At 47.7% G+C, this 19,350-nt stretch carries 22 protein-coding genes; 10 read left to right on the top strand and 12 right to left on the bottom strand.

Features of this window, described 5'->3' with window-relative positions; translation table 11 throughout:
* The first annotated feature begins 3 nt into the window (after positions 1-3).
* From L9P36_RS07940 to L9P36_RS07930, 3 genes are all read left to right on the top strand, one after another.
* Positions 4-711: a DNA alkylation repair protein gene (locus L9P36_RS07940; protein WP_237466166.1), complete on the top strand. Its 708-nt coding sequence runs from the start codon at positions 4-6 to the stop codon at positions 709-711.
* Between the two features lie 68 nt (positions 712-779).
* A complete protein-coding gene (locus L9P36_RS07935; RefSeq protein WP_237466165.1) occupies positions 780-1,310 on the top strand; it encodes a hypothetical protein in 531 nt (176 codons plus the stop codon).
* A 263-nt stretch (positions 1,311-1,573) separates the two neighbouring features.
* Positions 1,574-2,041 carry a hypothetical protein gene (locus L9P36_RS07930; protein WP_237466164.1) on the top strand — a complete coding sequence of 156 codons (468 nt, stop codon included), beginning with the start codon at positions 1,574-1,576 and terminating at the stop codon, positions 2,039-2,041.
* 69 nt (positions 2,042-2,110) lie between these two features.
* Here the strand turns inward: L9P36_RS07930 and L9P36_RS07925 are convergent, their stop codons facing one another.
* Positions 2,111-4,525: a YgiQ family radical SAM protein gene (locus L9P36_RS07925; RefSeq protein ID WP_237466163.1), complete on the bottom strand. Its 2,415-nt coding sequence runs from the start codon at positions 4,523-4,525 to the stop codon at positions 2,111-2,113.
* A gap of 605 nt (positions 4,526-5,130) precedes the next feature.
* On the opposite strand from L9P36_RS07925, the gene L9P36_RS07920 reads away from it, so the two are divergent.
* Complete coding sequence (locus L9P36_RS07920; protein ID WP_237466162.1) at positions 5,131-5,586, top strand: hypothetical protein; 456 nt, start codon at positions 5,131-5,133, stop codon at positions 5,584-5,586.
* 176 nt (positions 5,587-5,762) lie between these two features.
* On the opposite strand, the gene L9P36_RS07915 is transcribed toward L9P36_RS07920, so the two are convergent.
* Positions 5,763-6,032 (bottom strand): hypothetical protein, encoded by a 270-nt coding sequence (locus L9P36_RS07915; RefSeq protein ID WP_237466161.1) that lies wholly within the window; start codon positions 6,030-6,032, stop codon positions 5,763-5,765.
* A gap of 208 nt (positions 6,033-6,240) precedes the next feature.
* Between L9P36_RS07915 and L9P36_RS07910 the strand changes: the two genes are divergently transcribed.
* Both L9P36_RS07910 and L9P36_RS07905 read left to right on the top strand, forming a co-directional pair.
* Complete coding sequence (locus L9P36_RS07910) at positions 6,241-6,924, top strand: HI_1241 family integral membrane domain (protein WP_237466160.1); 684 nt, start codon at positions 6,241-6,243, stop codon at positions 6,922-6,924.
* A 91-nt stretch (positions 6,925-7,015) separates the two neighbouring features.
* Positions 7,016-7,210, top strand: a complete 195-nt coding sequence (locus tag L9P36_RS07905; RefSeq protein WP_237466159.1) for a DUF4250 domain-containing protein — start codon at positions 7,016-7,018, stop codon at positions 7,208-7,210.
* A gap of 135 nt (positions 7,211-7,345) precedes the next feature.
* Here the strand turns inward: L9P36_RS07905 and L9P36_RS07900 are convergent, their stop codons facing one another.
* From L9P36_RS07900 to L9P36_RS07880, 5 genes are all read right to left on the bottom strand, one after another.
* Complete coding sequence (locus L9P36_RS07900) at positions 7,346-7,666, bottom strand: pilin (RefSeq protein ID WP_237466158.1); 321 nt, start codon at positions 7,664-7,666, stop codon at positions 7,346-7,348.
* A 61-nt stretch (positions 7,667-7,727) separates the two neighbouring features.
* Entirely contained in the window at positions 7,728-8,426 is a 699-nt protein-coding gene (locus tag L9P36_RS07895) for a hypothetical protein (protein ID WP_237466157.1), read from the bottom strand.
* 241 nt (positions 8,427-8,667) lie between these two features.
* Positions 8,668-9,579 (bottom strand): LysR substrate-binding domain-containing protein, encoded by a 912-nt coding sequence (locus tag L9P36_RS07890; RefSeq protein WP_237466156.1) that lies wholly within the window; start codon positions 9,577-9,579, stop codon positions 8,668-8,670.
* Positions 9,580-9,812: 233 nt separating this feature from the next.
* Positions 9,813-10,718 carry a manganese-dependent inorganic pyrophosphatase gene (locus L9P36_RS07885; RefSeq protein WP_237466155.1) on the bottom strand — a complete coding sequence of 302 codons (906 nt, stop codon included), beginning with the start codon at positions 10,716-10,718 and terminating at the stop codon, positions 9,813-9,815.
* Positions 10,719-10,858: 140 nt separating this feature from the next.
* Entirely contained in the window at positions 10,859-11,818 is a 960-nt protein-coding gene (locus tag L9P36_RS07880) for a lipid A deacylase LpxR family protein (RefSeq protein WP_237466154.1), read from the bottom strand.
* Between the two features lie 208 nt (positions 11,819-12,026).
* Between L9P36_RS07880 and L9P36_RS07875 the strand changes: the two genes are divergently transcribed.
* Both L9P36_RS07875 and L9P36_RS07870 read left to right on the top strand, forming a co-directional pair.
* Positions 12,027-12,632, top strand: coding sequence for a GTP cyclohydrolase II (locus L9P36_RS07875; protein ID WP_237466153.1), 606 nt, complete (start codon positions 12,027-12,029; stop codon positions 12,630-12,632).
* 274 nt (positions 12,633-12,906) lie between these two features.
* On the top strand, positions 12,907-13,533 hold the full coding sequence (locus tag L9P36_RS07870) for a histidine phosphatase family protein (RefSeq protein ID WP_237466152.1): 627 nt from the start codon (positions 12,907-12,909) through the stop codon (positions 13,531-13,533).
* Between the two features lie 309 nt (positions 13,534-13,842).
* Here the strand turns inward: L9P36_RS07870 and L9P36_RS07865 are convergent, their stop codons facing one another.
* From L9P36_RS07865 to L9P36_RS07845, 5 genes are all read right to left on the bottom strand, one after another.
* Complete coding sequence (locus L9P36_RS07865) at positions 13,843-14,076, bottom strand: hypothetical protein (protein WP_237466151.1); 234 nt, start codon at positions 14,074-14,076, stop codon at positions 13,843-13,845.
* Between the two features lie 25 nt (positions 14,077-14,101).
* Positions 14,102-14,851, bottom strand: a complete 750-nt coding sequence (pstB, locus tag L9P36_RS07860) for a phosphate ABC transporter ATP-binding protein PstB (protein ID WP_237466150.1) — start codon at positions 14,849-14,851, stop codon at positions 14,102-14,104.
* Positions 14,852-14,909: 58 nt separating this feature from the next.
* A complete protein-coding gene (pstA, locus tag L9P36_RS07855) occupies positions 14,910-15,752 on the bottom strand; it encodes a phosphate ABC transporter permease PstA (protein WP_237466149.1) in 843 nt (280 codons plus the stop codon).
* Between the two features lie 6 nt (positions 15,753-15,758).
* Positions 15,759-16,640, bottom strand: coding sequence for a phosphate ABC transporter permease subunit PstC (gene pstC / locus L9P36_RS07850; protein WP_435532774.1), 882 nt, complete (start codon positions 16,638-16,640; stop codon positions 15,759-15,761).
* A gap of 112 nt (positions 16,641-16,752) precedes the next feature.
* The gene (locus L9P36_RS07845; protein WP_237466147.1) at positions 16,753-17,574 is read right to left on the bottom strand and encodes a phosphate ABC transporter substrate-binding protein; all 822 of its coding nucleotides are present in this window, start codon (positions 17,572-17,574) and stop codon (positions 16,753-16,755) included.
* A 367-nt stretch (positions 17,575-17,941) separates the two neighbouring features.
* On the opposite strand from L9P36_RS07845, the gene L9P36_RS07840 reads away from it, so the two are divergent.
* Positions 17,942-18,511, top strand: a complete 570-nt coding sequence (locus tag L9P36_RS07840; RefSeq protein ID WP_237466146.1) for a dihydrofolate reductase family protein — start codon at positions 17,942-17,944, stop codon at positions 18,509-18,511.
* Between the two features lie 310 nt (positions 18,512-18,821).
* Positions 18,822-19,337: a hypothetical protein gene (locus L9P36_RS07835; RefSeq protein ID WP_237466145.1), complete on the top strand. Its 516-nt coding sequence runs from the start codon at positions 18,822-18,824 to the stop codon at positions 19,335-19,337.
* The last annotated feature ends 13 nt before the right edge of the window (positions 19,338-19,350 follow it).

The raw sequence follows: 19,350 nt of genomic DNA, 5'->3' as shown, positions 1-19,350 counted from the left end.
TCGATGATGCAAGTACATGCCGTTGCTGATCATTTAATGGCATTGGCTGACCCAGCGTTGGCGCAAAAGGCAACGCGCTTTTTTAAAACGGGGCCGGGCGAATATGGCGAAGGGGATCAATTTTTAGGCATTCGCGTGCCTGAATTGCGCCGCTTGGCAAAGCAGGTTTCCTTTGATTTATCCGCCTCATTGCAATGGTTGCAATCGCCTTACCATGAGTTTCGTCACTTCGCGCTACTCTATTGGGTGCATCATTACCCGCGGTTAGATGCGCAAGGCCAGCAAGCGCTCGCCAAGGCTTATATCGACCATTGGCATCGCGTCAATAATTGGGATTTAGTGGACTGCTCCGCCCATTATATTTTGGGCGCTTATCTTGACAGCTACCATGCCGGTGACACCTCGCTTTTAGTCGCATGGGCGCAATCGCCGCAGTTGTGGCAACGACGAATTGCTATGGTGGCCAGTTGGCATTGGATTCGTCAAAATCGCTTTGAGCTCACGCTATCGCTTTGTCAGCTGCTTTTTCAAGATCAAGAAGATCTGATGCACAAAGCCTGTGGTTGGATGCTTCGAGAAGTGGGTAAGCGCGATGAAGCGGTATTGACGCAGTTTCTTGATGCGCATACAAAACAGATGCCTCGCACCTCGCTTCGCTATGCGATTGAGCGGCTGACCCCGGCTCAGCGCCAATATTATCTAGCATTATGATGATAAATTCTTGATTCACTGTTTATTTACCAATCGATAAAGCCCTAATCTAACAAAGGAATGTTGTGATGAAATTAAGATTGTTGATGCTCCTGCTATGTCTTTCTCCATGGGCGCAGGCCAATACCTATATCTCTTTGGGTTATGGCTCGGACGATAGTTTGAACTTTGAAATGGGCAGCAATCAGGTCGGCCTTGGCTGGTTTCTCGGTTTTGGTGTGCAGTTGGATGATCAAAAAATGGGAGATGAAGGGGAAGATATTTATGTATTTTTACCCGATGTCAGCCAAGTCGGAGAGCAAATCACTGAAGAGCTGGGCAATTTATATTTAGGCGCAAACTACACCGTCGCCCATAGCCCGCAAGTTCGCTCTACCTTTGGTGCTGGCGCGGATTTCATCTTTTCGCAAACCTATCGCAATTGGTATGACAGCAACCGAATTCTAGGCGATAACGGCTATTTCTGGCTGGAAGATGACGATGATGTTGAGATGGGCGCGACCGTCAGCTATGCCCTGTCGATTCAACGTTTGACTCTAAGCACGCTCTACCGTACCCATAATGATGAGCTGGTGGTCAATGTGGGTTTGAATTTTTAATAAAATTTCAAATTGTTACAAGGAAGATTAGAACATCTCACAGGCTGAGATGTTGTGCTCTTTTTATCATCAAGCCTATCACTGCGCCACGCATAATGATCCGTCAAAGTACTCGCGGTGGAAGTACATGCGGTGAGGATGCAATTTTCATTGAGCGTGATGCTTGGGATTGGCTTTACCGCTTTATGTGGATGGCGGCTATATTTTGCCTAAAGAGCAAATAGGCGATGAAGTCGTGCAAAAGCTGAAAGAGAAAGTGACCCATGATGAAAACGTCTGCTGAGTTTTCCCCGCAATATCACTGGCGTGAAAAAGTGCGTCACTTATTGATTGCCGTGGCACTTTTGGCGATTGGATTTTATTTTAAAAGTTATTATCTGTTGCCTTATATTGAGCGATTACCCTGTGAGCTCGGCGAGCACCCTGAGCGATTAGTGCAGCTGTGGTGGACCATGCTGGTTTGGCTGCCTTTAGCGATTGCGCTGATTTTATTTTTGCTGATGGGCGGCGTAGGTTGGCGAAGCCTGAAAGAAGGGCAGTTTCCACCCAAGGGGATGAAAACCTATCGCCCTATGCGTTATCGCTATGGCCGCGCAGCCCAATGGTTCGCTGTATTTTATTGGATGGTGCCGATGCTACCACTGATATGCGCAATCGTGGGGATGGTCTTAGTACAGTATCTACCCACGGTCGTTTCACCAGAGACAGTGGCTTGTGGTACAAAATCTTAAGGCGATTGATGCCATAACAAAAAACACCGCAGCTGCGGTGTTTTTTTATGTATGCGATATGAATGGCGCTTAGCGATGCTTAGGCTTGCCATTTGGGTTAGCTTGACCGTTTCGATTGCCGCCCTTATTCGCACCCTTGTTATTGGTGGTTGGCTTTCCGCCTACCTTACCGCTGGACTTCGCCGTGTTTGGACGCTGTCCTGCGCTATTTGCAGCTTGTCCTTTGCCTTGCACCTGCGGTCCTTTGGCTTTAAAGGCGCTACCTTGGTTTTTCCCTTTGCCCGGTTGGCCTGAGGCGGATTGCGAGCCGCGCTGTGAATTTTGCGCGCTTTCTTTACGCGGACCTTTAGTATTCCCCACAGGAATTGGACCTGTGTGTTTGGTGGCAAAACGGTTGCTGCCATGGCGACCAGAGCGACGTTTTTCAGCAAAGGTGGCTTTGCGCTGCTCACCGCGCTCAGAGGGCACCAAGCACTCAGGGCGCTCACCAATCAGGTGTTTTTTACCCATCTCAACCAACGCTTGGCGAATGAGCGGCCAGTTGGCAGGATCGTGATAACGCAGCAGCGCTTTGTGCAAGCGGCGTTGGCGCTCGCCTTTGGCGACTGGCAGTGCATCGCGCTGTTTATAGCTCACACGTTTCAGAGGTGATGTTTCTGAGTGGTACATCGCGGTGGCATTACACATGGGCGATGGATAGAAGTTTTGCACCTGATCGCACTCAAAATCATTAGCTTTGAGCCACAGCGCCAAGTTGAGCATATCCTCATTGGTGGTGCCTGGGTGCGCCGAGATAAAGTAGGGGATCAAATACTGCTTTTTACCTGCTTCAGCGCTGTATTTCTCAAACATCGCTTTGAATTTGTCATAGGTGCCCATACCGGGTTTCATCATCAAATCCAGTGGGCCTTTTTCAGTGTGCTCAGGGGCGATTTTAAGGTAGCCGCCGACGTGATGTGTCACCAACTCTTTGACATATTCAGGGGACTCAGTCGCCAAGTCGTAGCGCACACCAGAGGCGATCATCACCTTTTTGATCCCTTCAACAGCGCGCGCTTCACGATATAGGTCAATGGTGTGTTTATGATCGGTATTGAGCTTTTTACAGATCTCAGGGAACACGCAGGATGGACGGCGGCAGTTAGCTTCCGCTTTGGCATCAGAGCAGCCCAAACGATACATGTTGGCGGTTGGCCCACCTAAGTCGGAGATGGTGCCGGTAAAGCCGGGGACTTTGTCGCGAATCTCTTTGAGCTCATTGAGAATGGACTCTTTGGAGCGGTTTTGAATGATGCGACCTTCATGCTCGGTAATCGAGCAAAATGAGCAACCACCAAAACAGCCGCGCATGATATTCACCGAGGTTTTAATCATGTCGTAGGCTGGAATTTTTGCTTTGCCATAACTTGGATGCGGACGACGCGCAAAAGGCAACGCAAAAACTTGGTCCATCTCTTCCGTGCTTAGTGGAATTGGCGGTGGATTGATCCAAAGCTCGCGATCACCATGGCGCTGCACCAGCGCGCGGGCAGAATAGGGGTTGGTTTCAAGGTGCATGACGCGGCTGGCATGGGCATACAAAATGCGATCGCCAGCCAGCTTTTCATAGCTTGGTAAACGCACCACAGAGGTTGCTGCATCACGCTTGCTTGGGCGCACAATAATTGGCTTGGCTTCGGTATCCTGCTTTTGACAGTTTTCTTCGACGGCATAAGGGTTGGGCATGGTCATGGCGCGGCCTGGTTTTTCAATGCGCGATGAGTCCACTTCCGTAAAGCCTTCGGGAATGTTTTTTTGCATCACCGCAGTGCCGCGCACATTGGTAATGGTTTCGATTGGTTCATGATTGGCAAGGCGATGCGCCACTTCAATCAAGGCACGCTCGGCGTTGCCATAGAGCAAAATATCCGCTTTAGCATCCATCAGCACTGAGCGACGGACTTTGTCTGACCAGTAATCATAGTGAGCAAGTCGGCGCAGACTCGCTTCGATGCCGCCAAGCACAATGGGTACATCTTTATAGGCTTCGCGGCAGCGCTGAGAATAAACAAGCACGGCGCGATCGGGACGTTTGCCGCCCTCATTATTTGGGGTGTAGGCATCATCATGGCGCAGTTTACGATCCGCGGTATAGCGGTTGATCATCGAGTCCATGTTGCCGGCGGTCACGCCCCAAAAGAGATTGGGTTTGCCAAGCGCCATAAAGGCGTCTTTATTTTGCCATTCAGGCTGCGCAATGATCCCCACACGATAGCCTTGGCTCTCTAATAGACGGCCAATAATCGCCATACCAAAACTTGGGTGATCGACATAGGCATCGCCGGTCACGATAATCACATCACAGCTGTCCCAACCTAGCGCTTCCATCTCTTTGCGAGTGGTGGGTAGAAAGGGCGCCGTACCAAAGCATTCCGCCCAATATTTGGGGTATTCCGCCAGTGGAATGGCGTTTTGGTCTGGATTAAATGGATGTGAAAGCGACATAGGGATGCTCAAATTGCTTATTCTTCTGTGATCAGCGGCGCATCATACACGCTTTGAAATGGTGCTCCAAATTCCGGCGTTCAAAAAATGAGACGATAAGCGGTGGGAAAGGCAACCACCCTTGACATATTTTTGACAAAACACGCGAAAGCTATTTTTTGTCACGCAACATGGTATTCGGTGGCTTAAAATGAAGCGCATTTACTGTGATTGCGCGCTGATTTTCGCGGTCAACTAGTGGGATGGATGTTGAATTGGCACAAAACCTGATTAAAAAAAAGCGAGGCGGATCCAACGAATCTATTTCATGACGCGAAATTTTTTGTTTTTGACAGAACGCTTACTTAAACTTTAAACGAATAAAAAATCAGGATAATCATAATGAAACCACTGAAAATTAATTCACTCACTTTTTGTTGCCCAGCTTGTCATCAAGATGACGAGTTTCTTATCTCAGCCAATGGCCTATATGCCCTTTGTATCTGTGGTGTGGCTTTTTTGATTGCCTAATCCAAGCGGGTATCGCCATGTTGAGCGCTGTTTGAAAAGCTAACTGTTAAATCTAACAGTTGCATATTATTTGAATATTCATTCAAGGCTGTCTTTTGTTATCTATTCATTCAACGGCCGTGCTTGCGCATTATCAAGCATGGTCACAACAATCTCCCATGCTCACGGGGTTTGCGCTGCAAATTGATTGGGCATCCCAGCGCATCGCTTTTTCCGCTCGCACCTTACAATGGGAGCTTGACGCGCAAAATGCTGATATCGATGATCCCCAAAGTTGGCCCTTGCAAAGCGAATGGCTGATAAGTGATGCGATTGTCTGGCCTGAAGCTCAAGGTGAAACAGACGAGGCGCAGCAAGCCTTTCAACAGCAACAGGCCAGCACCTTTCACCAATGTGTGCAGCTACTTTATAGGCTGCGCCAAGCGCAGCATTTTGCAGAAGGTTGCCTGTTAACTGTGGTTTGTTATCCGCAAAAAGCCTATAGCCACTATTGGTCTCAAGGCGCGGCGCAATATCTAAATCGCGTTGGAGAAGTGACGCGCGAGGCCTAAGTCTTAAAAACCAAAGCTAAAAACGTCAAGCTAAAGACGTAAAGCATCTGTCATTTTGATGGGTGTTGATTTGATGCTTTATCTCGCTAGATATCGCGACAAATAGAATGACAGATATAAAAAAACGCCGCATTGCGGCGTTTTTTGTTGGCAGCATCGGTGCCAATCACAATTCCTTACTCGTCTTCAGCCCATGGCATATCAGGGAGTAGGTCTAAATTGCGCTTATAGCGGTCGTGGTCGAAAGGCGCATCATTTTTTGCCACATCGTAAACCTCGACAGAAAGTGCGCAAGCCATGAGCTCAACGGCTTCTGCACGGCTGTGACCCGTCATCATGAGGCGCATGAGCGTCTCTTTAACTTTGAGGGGTTCGCCATCTTCAATTTGGTTTTCGATGATTTCAATCAGGCTATCGCCCGTCATGATCTCGTTTTGTGCATCCATAGATGATCTTTACTGCCAATGAAAAAGGCTGGCAAGGCTAACGCTGTTTTGCACGCGGTGCAATATCTTTCATTTTTATCATCGTCAATTTGTGCACTTCATGAGGCTATCTTCGCGCATTTTAGGCGAATGTATGGCGGCCTTTGGTTGAGCCAAATGAGTCAGCAGGTTAAGATCGCGTCCCTTATTTGAAACTGAGTGTGTGGTCATGCTGCTGGTTGTTGTTCTGTTTGCACTTATTGGTGCAACAGTGTTGTCAGGTGTGGTGCTAAGCCGTGGGCAAATTTGTCCGGGTCAGCGTCGTCGTTTATTAAAAGAGATGGTGATTTTGCTCGGTGGCTATGCCTTGACCGCGCTGCTTGACCCTTGGCTACTGTTGGCGTTGATCCCCATGGGCATTTACCTGTTGTGGCGTCATAAAGGCTGGAAGAAAAATCATGATCCCCTATGGCTACTGGCTCTGACCGCAGCCGCTGCCGCAGCTTGGCTGATGCAATTTGCTTGGCAATTTAGCCCAGCGGCGCTGGTTTTCTCAGTGCTTGCCTGCGCAGTGATGGGTTCAAGTTTGATGCATGTGATGCTGCTACAAGCAAAAAGTCGCCTACAAGCCTTTTACCGTATTTTACCTGTAGCAGGGATCATCAGCGCCATGCCGCTTTGCTTAACCGTGGCTTACGCCATGCTTAGCATGACGCAAGCGCAACAGCAAATGATCATGGCCACCTTTATTACCGGTTTTGTGATGCTGGTGATTGGCCTTGTGGCTTGGTCTGTGAGCTTTTGGCGACTCAAAGAGATGCCAAAATGGTTACTTCTGAGCAGCCATGTGGTGCTTTTGCTAGCCATGGTATTGCTCAACGCCTGCGTTTTCTGGGGGCCTGTGACCGCTTAAGCATGTATTGATCGTGTTGATGGCATTGCATGCTGCCTAGGGTGAACTATTTTTATAGGGACACAGGAAGCAATGTAACAAAGGGGCGCCAATGGATATCAACCGACTGATGAGTCTCGATGGTCACATTATGCTGGGTATCGTCAATGAAAAGCTTAGGCTGGAGTGTGAAAGTCTAGATAAGCTGGCCTTGCGATACGATTTGGATCTTGAGCAGTTACATCAGAAATTAGATGAGTGTGGTTACCGCTACGATCCGCTCAATAATCAATTCAAATCGGACTAGTGTAAGTCAACCCGTGCAAGCGAAGTAGACCAGATAAATCGCAAACAAGATAAAGATGAAAAAAGCACCCTCGGGTGCTTTTTGTTTGTCTGTTTTTTACTATTGAATCATTGACTTCACAGAGCTATGAGCCATTTATCGACATGGTGGTGGCACGGCTTTGTTGCTGCCGCCTATGCATTGCCAAATCACCCCATCTTTTTCGACCTTTGGTATTAGAACCAACACTTGCCCTGAGCGGCCTATTTTCACCACGATGGCGCCATCAGGCAGTAACACAAACCTTGAAAATAGTTGCGAATATTTATCGAGGCTTTGGGGGAGCGCGGCGCCTTTCAAAAGCTGCGTTTCAACTAATTGTTTGAGCGGCTCAAGTTGATTCAAAGCAACGCCTGTTTCACCGCGGTCCATATAATCTGAGTATTGTGGTACTGCGATCGCTGCCACTTTACTCAAACACTAAACCGTAATCACTAAACAGATTGAAATTAAAAGTGCCGAGCGTTTCGAATCACACTCAATTGTTTGTTAGTTTTTTAATTTCGCCGACATAGCTTTTAAAACCATCAGTTAGGCCATTATGTAAAAACGCAAAGTAACAACTACAACCACCAGCTTTGATTACTTGCTCAGGACAACTGCAACGTTTAAATGCTCTAAATGCGTCTTTATCTGGTATGTTAATAATAGTTTCCGCGTCATACGGCAAAAATGCTGCTATACGATATTCACTTTCATGTTTAAATTTAATTTGCTTGGTAAAAACAGCAGCTTCTGAAGGCAGATAATCTAAGCCTGCATTTTTGTCATAATACTCGACATCTTTAGCCACAACTTTGCCACCAAACCTCGTTTCAAACACAAATTTCAAGAAGTCGATTAGATATGCAACATTGAACTCTATACATACGTCAGCATCAAACTTCTCGAATAACTCGGGGTCATTTTTCTTATTGCTGAAGCAAATACATAAGCAGTTCCGCACTGGCATTGAAAACTTTACGTTACCAACAAGGTCATCGGGGTTTACTTCTATTCCAGCAAAAGAAATTTTTATTGACTCGGGTGTAAACTCAAAGTGTTTAACCTCCTCGTCATCTTGCATATTTTCGTTTTCTAGGCGAGCATAATGCCTTATATCGCATAGCCTTATGTGATCACTTCCCTCGACTAATCCTTGTAGATGCTCCCACTTGCCATATAAATATTTGTACACTTGTTCCTCCGAAAAACTAACAGTGTATTAGACAGCGAGTTCAATTTATGCTGTCTATATTTCCTCAATTTAGCGCGAAACCATGGTTAGATCTTTATACATATAATCATTATTCACGCATTTTTAATTGAAATATTTGCCGTTATTGCTGAGTGTTTGTGAGATTGTCTGATATGAGGGAATAGCAGCCGAAAAAAGCGCGCAGCCTAAACTGCGCTGTTGTATTGGATTACTTTGGTATTTAAACGGACTTAATCCCCGTTAAATGGTGCTGGCATTGCTGTTTGGCGGTGCTGAAAAAGGCTTGGACGAATTTTCGTTGGCGCTCGTTGTCGCGCACGGCGGCAAAAAGGCGGCGCCAGAGGCCATCGCCTAGCGGGCGCATGCACACAAGGCCTTGCTCAACAAAGGGGGTGACCGCCCAGCTGGGCAGCGCAGTGACGCCCAAGCCTGCAGCAACCATCTGAACCATCATTAAGGTATTATCCGCTTGCTTCCATTGCTCTGGTTCGACATTGGCAGGGCTCAGGAAATGTTTGTATAGATCGAGGCGCTGACGCGGGACTGGGTAGCTGAGTAGGCACTCGGTTAGCAGATCCTCTGGCGCAATTTTTGTTTTCTCACACAGCGGATGGGTGGGGGAGAGCACCAATACCATTTCAAAATCAAACAGCGGCTCATAAAAGACCTCGCCACGGGGGCTGACATCTGAGGTGACCACCAAATCGAGTTCGCCAGCAATTAGCGCGGGCAGGGGATCAAAGCCAAAGCCCGCGCTAAAATCGAGTCCCACATGGGGCCAGTGTTGTTGATAGGCTTTAATTGCGGGCATCAACCATTGAAAGCAGGAATGACAGTCAATGGCCATATGCAAGCGGCCGTGGCTGTCTTCTTTGGTGTGCGCTAAATGGTGCTCGGCACGATGGATGCGCGGCAAAATATCATCCGCCAAATTGAGTAAAATGCGGCCTTCTGGGGTAAAACGCACGGGACGCGTTTTTCGCAAAAAAAGCGGTGAGCCAATCCGTGATTCGAGATCTTTTAGCTGGTGCGACAGCGCTGATTGGGTGAGGTGCAATTGCGTCGCTGTAGCGGTCAATGAGCCGGTATCGCGCAGTGTAGCGAGTGTCCGTAGGTGTTTAAGTTCCAACATGAATCTTGCTCAATATCCTTTTGAGTCAATGATGTGGATTCAAGGTATCAGATTTATTGTGGCTGTGTAAACATCTAGACGTCTATTAATTATATGCCATGCTATGTGCCCTATACGGATGCAATAGTGCGGATATATTCTCAGTGACATCCATGGTCGAGCCATTACCTATGGATGATTTATCCATAAAAAAACGCCAGCGTATGCTGGCGTTTTTTATCAGATGGTATGACTTACGCAAGCACTTGCTGTAGCCAAGGCCAGCCTTGTTTTTTACGGCTGAGGGTGTTTTCCATCATCATCAAGCCATTGTCCGCGTGTGCGTCAATTTTGCTTGCCCATTCACCTTTATAAAGTAGGCGAGTGGTGCTGGTGGTGATATCGGTCAACATCAATGCTGCAAAAGCCAAATCTTCTTCTGCGCAGCGGCGCTCAAGATCGGCTTCAAGTGCTTCCATGTGCTCTGCCACTTGTTCAAGTGTGGCAAGCTCAATTTGGCCAACAACAACTTGGCGGTCATTGAATGGGTAAGCTTTTAGGTCTTTTTCCACTAGCTGTGCTGGCGTCAAACCTGCGATGTCAGTTTTCGCAATCAATAGATCTTTGATAAATGCATCGAGATCAGCCACTTCAGCAATTTTCACTAGCTCAGCAACAGCATCTTTATCTTTTTGAGTGCAAGTTGGAGAAGCAAAGCCCACGGTGTCGCTTAAAATTGCAGACATCATAAGGGTTGCAAGTGGTTTGGTGATGGTGGCATTTTCCATCTTGAATAGGTTGAACAGAACGGTACAAGTACAGCCGACTGGCCAAATCCATGCTTCAAGCGGGTTGGTCGTGGTCACGTCACCTAGGCGGTGGTGATCGACAATACCTAGAATCTCTGCATCAGCAATATCATCAGGACCTTGCGCAAGATCAGAGTAGTCCACTAGCCAAATTTGCTGGCCAGCTACACCTTGGCAACGCTCAGGTGCTTGAACGCCAGCGCGCTCAAGAATGAACTGAGTTTCACGGTTAATTTCGCCTTGGCTGACGGCTTTGGCTTCTAGACCACGGGCTTTCAAAAGCTCGGTCGCAACAAGTGCAGAGCAAATGCTATCACTGTCAGGGTTTTTATGACCAACAACTTGAATCATTCTGTTTTCCTTTCTACAACTGCGCCGCATAGCTGCGGCAGTCACTTCTAAACTGGGCGATTGTACGGCCTTTGTAAAAAATAACAATGGCGAAAACAGCACAATGATCGCTGTCAGGTCACTGAAATTGAGTGCAAAGATTAAAAACGATAAAAACCGCTAAAGGTGCCGAGAGGGTGATGGCCATTTTTATCTTGCTCAAACTCTGCAGTTTGAATAGCAAAAGACATGGTCAGACCCCAGTTTGGGCCATACCAGGCGCCGCCTAAAATACCGCCTGCTTGCCAAGGCTCAATGCTGATATCGGCGTTTTCATCAGGTTTTGCGCCTTCAATGGTGATATCGCGGGTGCGGTATAAGCCTTCAAGGCCAGCAAAGAGGAAAAATCCGCGTGGGCTGTTGAGCATGGCTGCGTGATCGAAAAAGCGGCCCTGTTTCATACTAATGGCGCCAAAGTTGCTGCCTAAATCTTGGCCCCAACGCCAGTAAGTGCCAATAGCGGCCTCTTCACGGAAGGTGCCTAAGGAGCCGCGCACTTGCACGCTTAAGTCGGTATCCATATTCAGCATGCCGCGCTGGCGCATCACGAGCTGTTCATATTGACCGCTGATTTGATATACGGAGCGGTTATCAATTTGATAATCCCAACCCATGGGCTCAGGCGAGCCAATCAAATCATGAATAAATTTTTGCGTGTCTTCCGCGCCTGCTTTTGGCCCCACGGTGCCGACCATAAGATCAAACTTGGCGACATTAAATGGGCTGTATAGTTGAACGCCCGCTTCAGCAAAGAGCAAACCTGCGTAGGGGCGCTCATTGGCTTGTGGCTTGGCGAGTTCGATATCAGAGGGAACCCACATCAACTGGCCGCCGCGCAGGGTGAAGGTGTCACCTCGGCTACCACGTAGTGCAGGGAGCGGCAAGTTAATGCCTAAAATCGTGCCATTGGTATAGTCGCGATCTTGACCGACGGCGCCATCGTTATCTTCGGTGACAAAAAACTGCATGCTTGCAGCTTGGGTGGTCACGCTGGTGAAGGTGGCGATACTTGCACAGAGCAGAAGTGGGAAGACTTTCGATACTTGGGCGGAAAACAACATAAAGGACAATCCTAATCGCGACACAGTATCGCACCGTGGATTATGCCAAGTTGATTGTCAAAAGTGTTATCAATTTATGGCATTAGTAAAAAAATGCCGATGGCATCACAGTAATGTCGAACAAAACCCTGTTGCAACAAGGGTTGCACTCGCTCGCGATTGGCGTAAGCTATCGCTTTTAGCCTTATTCACAGCTGTAGGATTATTGATGGCCAGTGTACGTGCCCGCGTCTCGCTTCGTGTGGGAAAACAAAGTCATATTGATGCAGAACTTGTTTCTTTTCACGGTTTAGCGACTGAAAAAGAACATGTTGCCTTAATTTTTAACAAGGCCGATGAGCAAACCTTACCTTTGGTTCGCATGCACTCTGAATGTTTAACGGGCGATGTATTCCATTCATCACGCTGTGATTGTGGTGAGCAATTGGATGAGACCATTGAAAAAATGGCTATTGAAGGTGGGGTTCTTTTATATCTTCGCCAAGAAGGTCGCGGTATTGGCTTATATAACAAAATTGATGCTTATCGCTTGCAAAGCGAAGGCATGAATACCTACGAAGCTAACCAGCACCTCGGTTTCCCTGATGATTTGCGCGACTTTAAAGAAGCAGCGCAAATGCTCAAAGCGCTGAATATTCCAGCGGTACGTTTGATTACCAATAACCCGAAAAAAGTGCGCGAGCTTGGTGAGCACGGTATTGAGATTCAAGAAGTGATCGGTACCCATGTGCACCTAAAAGCGGGCAATGAAGCCTATCTCAAAGCCAAAGCGACTGTGGGTCATCATCATATTAAATTGGATGATCACGACTAACTTCGTTTTGATGCCTGATGCTACGCGAAAGCGCCAAAAGCCACTGTTTAGTGGCTTTTTTGTTGCTCTTTTATATGGATGTTCTTTTTAGATAATGCCTTGATCTTGCGGCGCTTAGTAAAATGCGCCATGGTGATGTGCTTAGCGATGTTGGTTGACCACCTCGTTTGACGCTATTTATTAAGTGATGCATTTCGTCTGTGAGTGATTCGTTCTTCAGTCATTCGCTTTTCAGTCATTCGATTTAGTGATGACGACAACCTAGGGAGTCAAGATGGCAATCGAACAAACCCGAATTACATTTTTGCGCCATGGGCAGCCAGAAGGGGAAGGATGCGCGCGTGGTAAAACTGATTTTGCGCTCACCGAAAAGGGATTTGAGCAGATGCTGCAAGCCGCGACACATGCACCAGTCGCTCAGCAAATCATTACCTCCCCCTTGGTTCGCTGCGCGCGATTTGCCAAAGCCAAAGCGGCTGAGTGGCAAGTTGATTGTCTGCAAGATGCCAGTTGGCAAGAGTATGATTTCGGTGAGTGGGATGGCTTATCTTGGCAAACTATTGAGCAGCAAGATGGTGAGACACTGCGAGCATTTTTCAGCAACCCTTGGCAGGTGACGCCAAAAGGCGCAGAAAGTATGGCAACCTTTGATCAGCGTATTGAGGGGGCGTGGCAAAGACTTCTTGCACAATATCGTGGGCAGTCGGTGATGGTCGTGACGCATGCCGGGGTGATGAAGCAACTGATGAGCTTACTGCTGCAAATTCCAAAAGAGGGCGCATTTTGGCAGCGGATTTATCTGCCCTATGCGGCACTTATGTCAGTGGCGATCACGCATGATGAGCAAGGACAGGATTGGATTCAGGTGCAATGGCCTGATTTAGCAGCAAATTTGAAATAGGCTGTCAAAATATAATCACTGCTCAACTTTTATTGATAAGGCTATTACATTTTTTGAGACGTTGCTCTGGGCATTTTGAAAGAGAAATGCAACAACTACGCTTCATTCGACATGGAGTCTACTCAGGGCGTCACATTTTTGACGATCGGCTGTGCGATTTTTGTGCTAGAGGCTAGACAATTAGGCAAATCCGCGTAAATTGATAAATCACATAGCTAATTACTAGCAGAATTATCTAGTTGTCCTCTTTATGCTATGGCAATAACGTTAGGATATAAAACAAGGAGCATAGTATGAGCCTCAACAGCTTTATGAAGCAACATCAAGCCCTGCGCCGCGAGAAGAAGGAAGCTGCATCGCGCCGCTGCTCTGAGTATTTTGAGAAAAACCAGGTGGCGCTATTTCGTCATAATAAGCGCAGTGGCTCAAAATCTCTCGCAGTCGAATAATTGACGCACGCAACATCCCTATCTTATTGCCGAATCCGGTAATCGCGCCAAAAGCCGCATAAAAAAGCCCCGACAATGTCGGGGCAAGTTCCATCGCAGTACTATTTCATTATTATCATTTATCCAAAATCACCATTCACATAACCGCGGGTGCGATCATCTTGTGGATTTGAAAATAGGATTTGGGTGTCGTCGTGCTCAACCAGCTCTCCCATCAGAAAAAATGCGGTGCGATCAGAGATGCGTCGCGCCTGTTGCATAGAGTGGGTGACAATCACGATGGTGAACTCTTTTTTCAAGCTTTCCATGAGATCTTCAATTTTGCTGGTGGCGATGGGATCGAGCGCCGAGGTCGGTTCATCCATCAAAATTACATCGGGTTTCATGGCAATGGTGCGCGCGATACAAAGGCGCTGCTGCTGACCGCCAGAGAGGCCAAAGGCGTGGGATTTCAGGCGATCTTTGACTTCGTCCCAAAGCGCTGCGCCGCGCAGTGATTTTTCCACAATACGATCCAAGGTCTTTTTATCTTTAACGCCTTGCGCGCGAAGACCATAGGCCACGTTTTCATAGATGCTCATGGGAAACGGGTTGGCTTTTTGAAAAACCATGCCCACTTTAATGCGCAAATCTGCCACATCAATTTGACCATAGATATCTTGCTCATCCATGGTGACTTTGCCATCGATTTTGACCCCTTCAATGAGATCGTTCATGCGATTTAAGCAGCGCAATAGGGTGGATTTACCACAGCCTGAAGGGCCGATGAGCGCTGTGACTTGCTGTGATGGAATCGGCAAGTTAATGGATTTCAATGCGCGGTTGTCACCGTAGTAGAGGTTGAGATTTTCAATATTAAACTTGTTCATGTTTTCGTCTCGAATGCGTTGAGCTTGCCAGCACCTGAGTGCCTCTGGGCAAGGTCGATTAATAGGTGGCTTTACTAAATTGCTTACCAATCAGCTTGGTACATAGGTTTAAGCCAAGGACCACGACGATAAGTACGGTGGCGGTGGCGTAGGCCTGATCCCATTCATGCTGGGTATAAAGCTCTTGAGTCAGCTTATAAAGATGCACGGTTAAGGTGCGGCCTGAGTCCGTCAGGCTTTCTGGAATGCGCGCTACCATACCAGCGGTGAGAAATACAGGTGCGGACTCGCCAATCACGCGGCCGATACTCAAAATAATTGAGGTTAAAATGCCTGGAATGGCGCTGGGTAAAATCAAACGCCAAATGGTGTAGATTTTAGATGCGCCTAAGCCATAGGAGCCTTCGCGAAAGGTTTGTGGTACTGCCATTAGTGCTTCTTCTGTGGTTCGAATGATCACTGGTAGTATCAAAATACTTAAGGTCAGGGTGCCGGATAGAATAGAGAAGCCAAGCCCCAGCACCGTGACAAAGAAGGTTAAACCAAAGAGACCAAAGATAATCGATGGGATGCCTGCCAGCGACTCGGTACAAAAGCGAATCACCTTGACCAGCTTACTGCCGAGCTTGGCGTATTCCGTGAGGTAGATAGCCGTCATAATGCCGATGGGCGCAGCAATGGCGATGGACAAAATCACCATATAGATGGTGGAGACAATCATCGGCCAAATACCGGAAGCCTCACCGATGCGCGAGTAGTTTTCGCTAATAAATGCCCAGCTCACATGGTTGAGGCCATTACTCAAAATGTACCAAATGATCCACAAAAGAAAGCCGACGGTGAGGCTGGCGGCAAGCCAAATCAATGCCAATGCAATGGCGTCTGTCATTTTACGTGACATCAGGGATTACCTCGCGCGTTCACGGTTTAGATAAAGCAAAATGCCGTTGAGCATCATGATAAAAATCAGCAGGACGATCCCTGTTGCGTAAAGCGCCGATGCATGAATGCCGCTGGCATAGGACATCTCAAGTGCAATATTGGCTGTGAGCGTTCGCGCTGAATCAAGAAAGCTTCCCGGCATGGCTGGGGCGTTACCCATCACCATGATGATCGCCATGGTTTCACCCAGTGCGCGAGCAATCCCTAGGATCACGCCAGTCATAATGCCTGAGCGCGCTGCGGGCACGAGCAGTTTGAAAATGGTGTAGATATGCGATGCGCCCAGCGCAAAAGAGCCTTCTTTATAGGTCCGCGGGACGGCGCGCAGCGAGGTTTCAGAGACTGTGATAACCGTCGGTAAAATCATCACCGCAAGCACAATGACCCCTGCCAAAATGGTGTTACCTGCTGGCACATTAAAGATATTTTGAATCAGCGGTACGATAATCACGAGGCCAAAAAAGCCATAGACGACAGAGGGGATCCCAGCTAGCAGCTCAACGGCAGGGCGAATTAAATTTGCTAGCCATTTGGGGGCGATCTCTGAGATGAAAATAGCGGTGAGAACAGCCACTGGCACACCAATGATCACCGCGCCAGCGGTCGAGGCAATGGAGGCCACAATCATCGGCGCAATGCCGTACAGTGCGGGCGGTAGCCAATCAACACCAGTGACGATATTGACAGCTCCCGCTTCTTGAATGGCTGGCAAGCCTTCACGGAAAATAAAGTAGCCAATGGTGGCTAAGGATAAAACGCCAATAATGGCGCTGGTTAAAAAGAGCGTTTTAAAAATAAGCTCTTTCCAATCGCGGCCTCGGCGTTGACGTAGACCCGTTACATGCATGGATGTAGCGGCTGAAATCTGTTTTGATGCGATGGTCATAAAAAACTCCAACAGGAAATCCCCGTTGTTTAAAGAAAACCCACCACAGGCAAGGCCTGTGGTGGGGTAAAACTTATTGCACGGCGATATAGCCTTTTTGCGAGATAATCGCTTGGCCTTCTTTTGACAGTACCCAAGCTAGGAATTGCTGTGCTTGCTCGCTTGGTTTGCCATCGCGATACAGCACGAGGAATGGACGTGCAATTTGATAGTCGCCAGCTTGAACCGCTTGGCTTGATGGCATGTGACCATCTACAGACAGTGCTTTGAGCGACTTGTCGATTGAACCAAGAGAGATATAGCCAATGGCGAATGGGTTATTGGCGACAATGGTTTTCACCACGCCGTTACCATTGCCCACTTGCGCGCGCTGGGTAATGGCTGAGACTTTTACGCCTTTCACTTTCTTTTTCAGACCCATGATGTCTTCAAAAGCGCCGCGCGTACCTGATGCGGTATCACGGGTGACGACCACGATGGGCTTGTCTTCACCGCCGACTTGTGACCAGTTGTTGATATCACCTTTGTAAATTGCGGCGATTTGTTCAATGGTCAAATCTTGAATAGGGTTGCCGTTGTTGACTACGACGGCGATGCCGTCTCGGGCAATCGCCACTGCTTTGAGGGTATCCTCTTTTTCAGAATTCTTGAGGTCGCGAGAGGCCATGCCAAACTCACTGGTGCCGTTTTTTGCTGCTTTTACACCGGCAGATGAGCCCGTGCCTTGAACCTCAATAAAGACGCCCTTGTGCATGGTTTGATAATTTTCAGCGAGAACTTCCATGATCTCGGTGACCGAGGTTGAGCCAGAGATTGATACCGTTTCCTCCGCAAGAACTGCTGGAGTGAACATCGCGCTTGCTAAAGTCAGCGCACCAATAACTGTTTTTTTCATCACAATATTCCTTATTTGGCAGGTCGTTCCTGCTTTGCTATCGGACGAGGGACAGATTAGGAGAGAAATGTGACGCTTATGTTGCACTATCTTGAAACCTCTATGACGGCCAAGGGGTTTTGTTTATCTATATGATTTTTTTAATTAATTTTAATTAAACTCTGGCGCGACATTGTGGTGTGAGGGCGCAAAATGATGTGATATATGACATATCAGAGATGATGGAAGGGCAAAAAAACGGCGAGTCAGCGCACTTCATCAGCGGTAAAGTGCAGGCAAGGGCAAAAGAAGAAAAGCGGTGAGCGCGCATTGAATCATCATCTTCAAGCGGGCATCATGGGGCTCAGCCAATCAAACAAGAGAGTCAATGATGCGTCCAACTCAGCCGCAAGCTATCTACACAATTGCCTATATGGCGCAAAGCCTTGATGGTTTTATCGCTGGTGTCGATAACGATTTAAGTTGGCTTGAGCAAATTGATAATCCCACGCAAGATGATTTTGGTTTTGCTCAATTTATGGCCTCTGTGGATGCACTTTTGATGGGGCGTCATACCTTTGAAACCGTCGCTTCATTTGGTTTTTGGCCCTATAACAAACCTGTTTATGTCGCCAGTCAAAGTTTGCATGCACTGCCTGAAGGCTTTGAGGACAAAGCATTTTTGATTTCAGGCAACAGTGTTACTGAGATGCTAGAAACCTTGTTAGGTCAAGGTCATCAACGCATCTACATTGATGGTGGGCAACTGATTCAAAGCGCGCTCGCAGAATCTCAGCTCGATGAAATGGTGATCACCACGGTGCCTGTATTACTAGGCCAAGGTATTTCACTTTTTTCTAATCAAGGCTCACAAATTCCTTGGCAGTTAGCGCATTCAGAAGTGTTATTGGATCAATTGGTCAAAAGTACCTATCGAAGACCAACCGATTCCAAGTGAATAAATTCCGCGCAATAGGTTGCATTTTGAACGATTTGCTTATTTAAAAAACAGTTAATCAGTGGTTGCTTATTTGTAACTACCGCCGCTTAAAACGACGCATTAGAATGCGTCGTTTTTTTATGGGCGCTGGTGGGTCATGTTTATATTGTTGGTGTTAATGACCTTGCTTTTTACGCGGTCTGTGGATGCTCAGGAGAGCGCCGACGCTGTGTTACAACATTCTGTGCAATCTACTTTTTGGCATGCACAGGACACGGATACTAGGGCTGTGAATTTGTTGACGGCGAATCAAGTCAGACAGAAGCCGGTGAGTCGCGATCTGGAAAATATTGAGCAGCGCATGCTCAAGCAAAGCCCTGTGGTCACGGGAAGTCCTGAATTTGTGGCGCAAGTGCGACATGCACTCTTTATGATCGCGCAGCAAAGCCCACAGCACTATCGCTATATTACGCAAAATATCGGCGCCATTGTTGAGCATGACAAAAGTGGGATGGATGTGATGCATCGTCCAATGACTTTTTATATGAGCGATGTGACAGCGTTTCACTCTCTGTATTGGTGCGCTGGCACCATTGTGCATGATGCTTACCACGCTTACTTATATAAGCAGGCGCAAAGCCAATATGGTGCATCCGTACCCTATAGCGCTTGGGGCGGCACACAAGCGGAAGTGGCGGCGATTGCCGTTCAGCGTGATGCGCTGGTTGCACTAAAAGCGCCGCGCTATATGTTGGATTATTTGGCTGGGCTCGATGGCACCCATGGTGACGTTGATGGAGATGGCGCTATCAGTTGGCATGACTATCAAGCTCGAACTTGGTAAGACTTGATCATTC

The organism is Vibrio stylophorae (assembly GCF_921293875.1).
In the GTDB taxonomy this organism is placed as follows: domain Bacteria; phylum Pseudomonadota; class Gammaproteobacteria; order Enterobacterales; family Vibrionaceae; genus Vibrio_A; species Vibrio_A stylophorae.
Note: the sequence above shows the minus strand (reverse complement) of the source record. Positions and strands in the feature narration are given on the sequence as shown.

Coding starts and splice junctions, on each gene's coding strand:
- pstA (WP_237466149.1), bottom strand. CDS start 15,752: ATGTCACGTAAAATGACAGACGCCATTGCATTGGCATTGATTTGGCTT.
- L9P36_RS07880 (WP_237466154.1), bottom strand. CDS start 11,818: ATGTTGTTTTCCGCCCAAGTATCGAAAGTCTTCCCACTTCTGCTCTGT.
- L9P36_RS07870 (WP_237466152.1), top strand. CDS start 12,907: ATGGCAATCGAACAAACCCGAATTACATTTTTGCGCCATGGGCAGCCA.
- L9P36_RS07885 (WP_237466155.1), bottom strand. CDS start 10,718: ATGATTCAAGTTGTTGGTCATAAAAACCCTGACAGTGATAGCATTTGC.
- L9P36_RS07875 (WP_237466153.1), top strand. CDS start 12,027: ATGGCCAGTGTACGTGCCCGCGTCTCGCTTCGTGTGGGAAAACAAAGT.
- L9P36_RS07910 (WP_237466160.1), top strand. CDS start 6,241: ATGCTGCTGGTTGTTGTTCTGTTTGCACTTATTGGTGCAACAGTGTTG.
- L9P36_RS07935 (WP_237466165.1), top strand. CDS start 780: ATGAAATTAAGATTGTTGATGCTCCTGCTATGTCTTTCTCCATGGGCG.
- L9P36_RS07940 (WP_237466166.1), top strand. CDS start 4: ATGATGCAAGTACATGCCGTTGCTGATCATTTAATGGCATTGGCTGAC.
- L9P36_RS07840 (WP_237466146.1), top strand. CDS start 17,942: ATGATGCGTCCAACTCAGCCGCAAGCTATCTACACAATTGCCTATATG.
- pstC (WP_435532774.1), bottom strand. CDS start 16,640: ATGCATGTAACGGGTCTACGTCAACGCCGAGGCCGCGATTGGAAAGAG.
- L9P36_RS07845 (WP_237466147.1), bottom strand. CDS start 17,574: ATGAAAAAAACAGTTATTGGTGCGCTGACTTTAGCAAGCGCGATGTTC.
- pstB (WP_237466150.1), bottom strand. CDS start 14,851: ATGAACAAGTTTAATATTGAAAATCTCAACCTCTACTACGGTGACAAC.
- L9P36_RS07905 (WP_237466159.1), top strand. CDS start 7,016: ATGGATATCAACCGACTGATGAGTCTCGATGGTCACATTATGCTGGGT.
- L9P36_RS07915 (WP_237466161.1), bottom strand. CDS start 6,032: ATGGATGCACAAAACGAGATCATGACGGGCGATAGCCTGATTGAAATC.
- L9P36_RS07930 (WP_237466164.1), top strand. CDS start 1,574: ATGATGAAAACGTCTGCTGAGTTTTCCCCGCAATATCACTGGCGTGAA.
- L9P36_RS07925 (WP_237466163.1), bottom strand. CDS start 4,525: ATGTCGCTTTCACATCCATTTAATCCAGACCAAAACGCCATTCCACTG.
- L9P36_RS07865 (WP_237466151.1), bottom strand. CDS start 14,076: ATGGAACTTGCCCCGACATTGTCGGGGCTTTTTTATGCGGCTTTTGGC.
- L9P36_RS07890 (WP_237466156.1), bottom strand. CDS start 9,579: ATGTTGGAACTTAAACACCTACGGACACTCGCTACACTGCGCGATACC.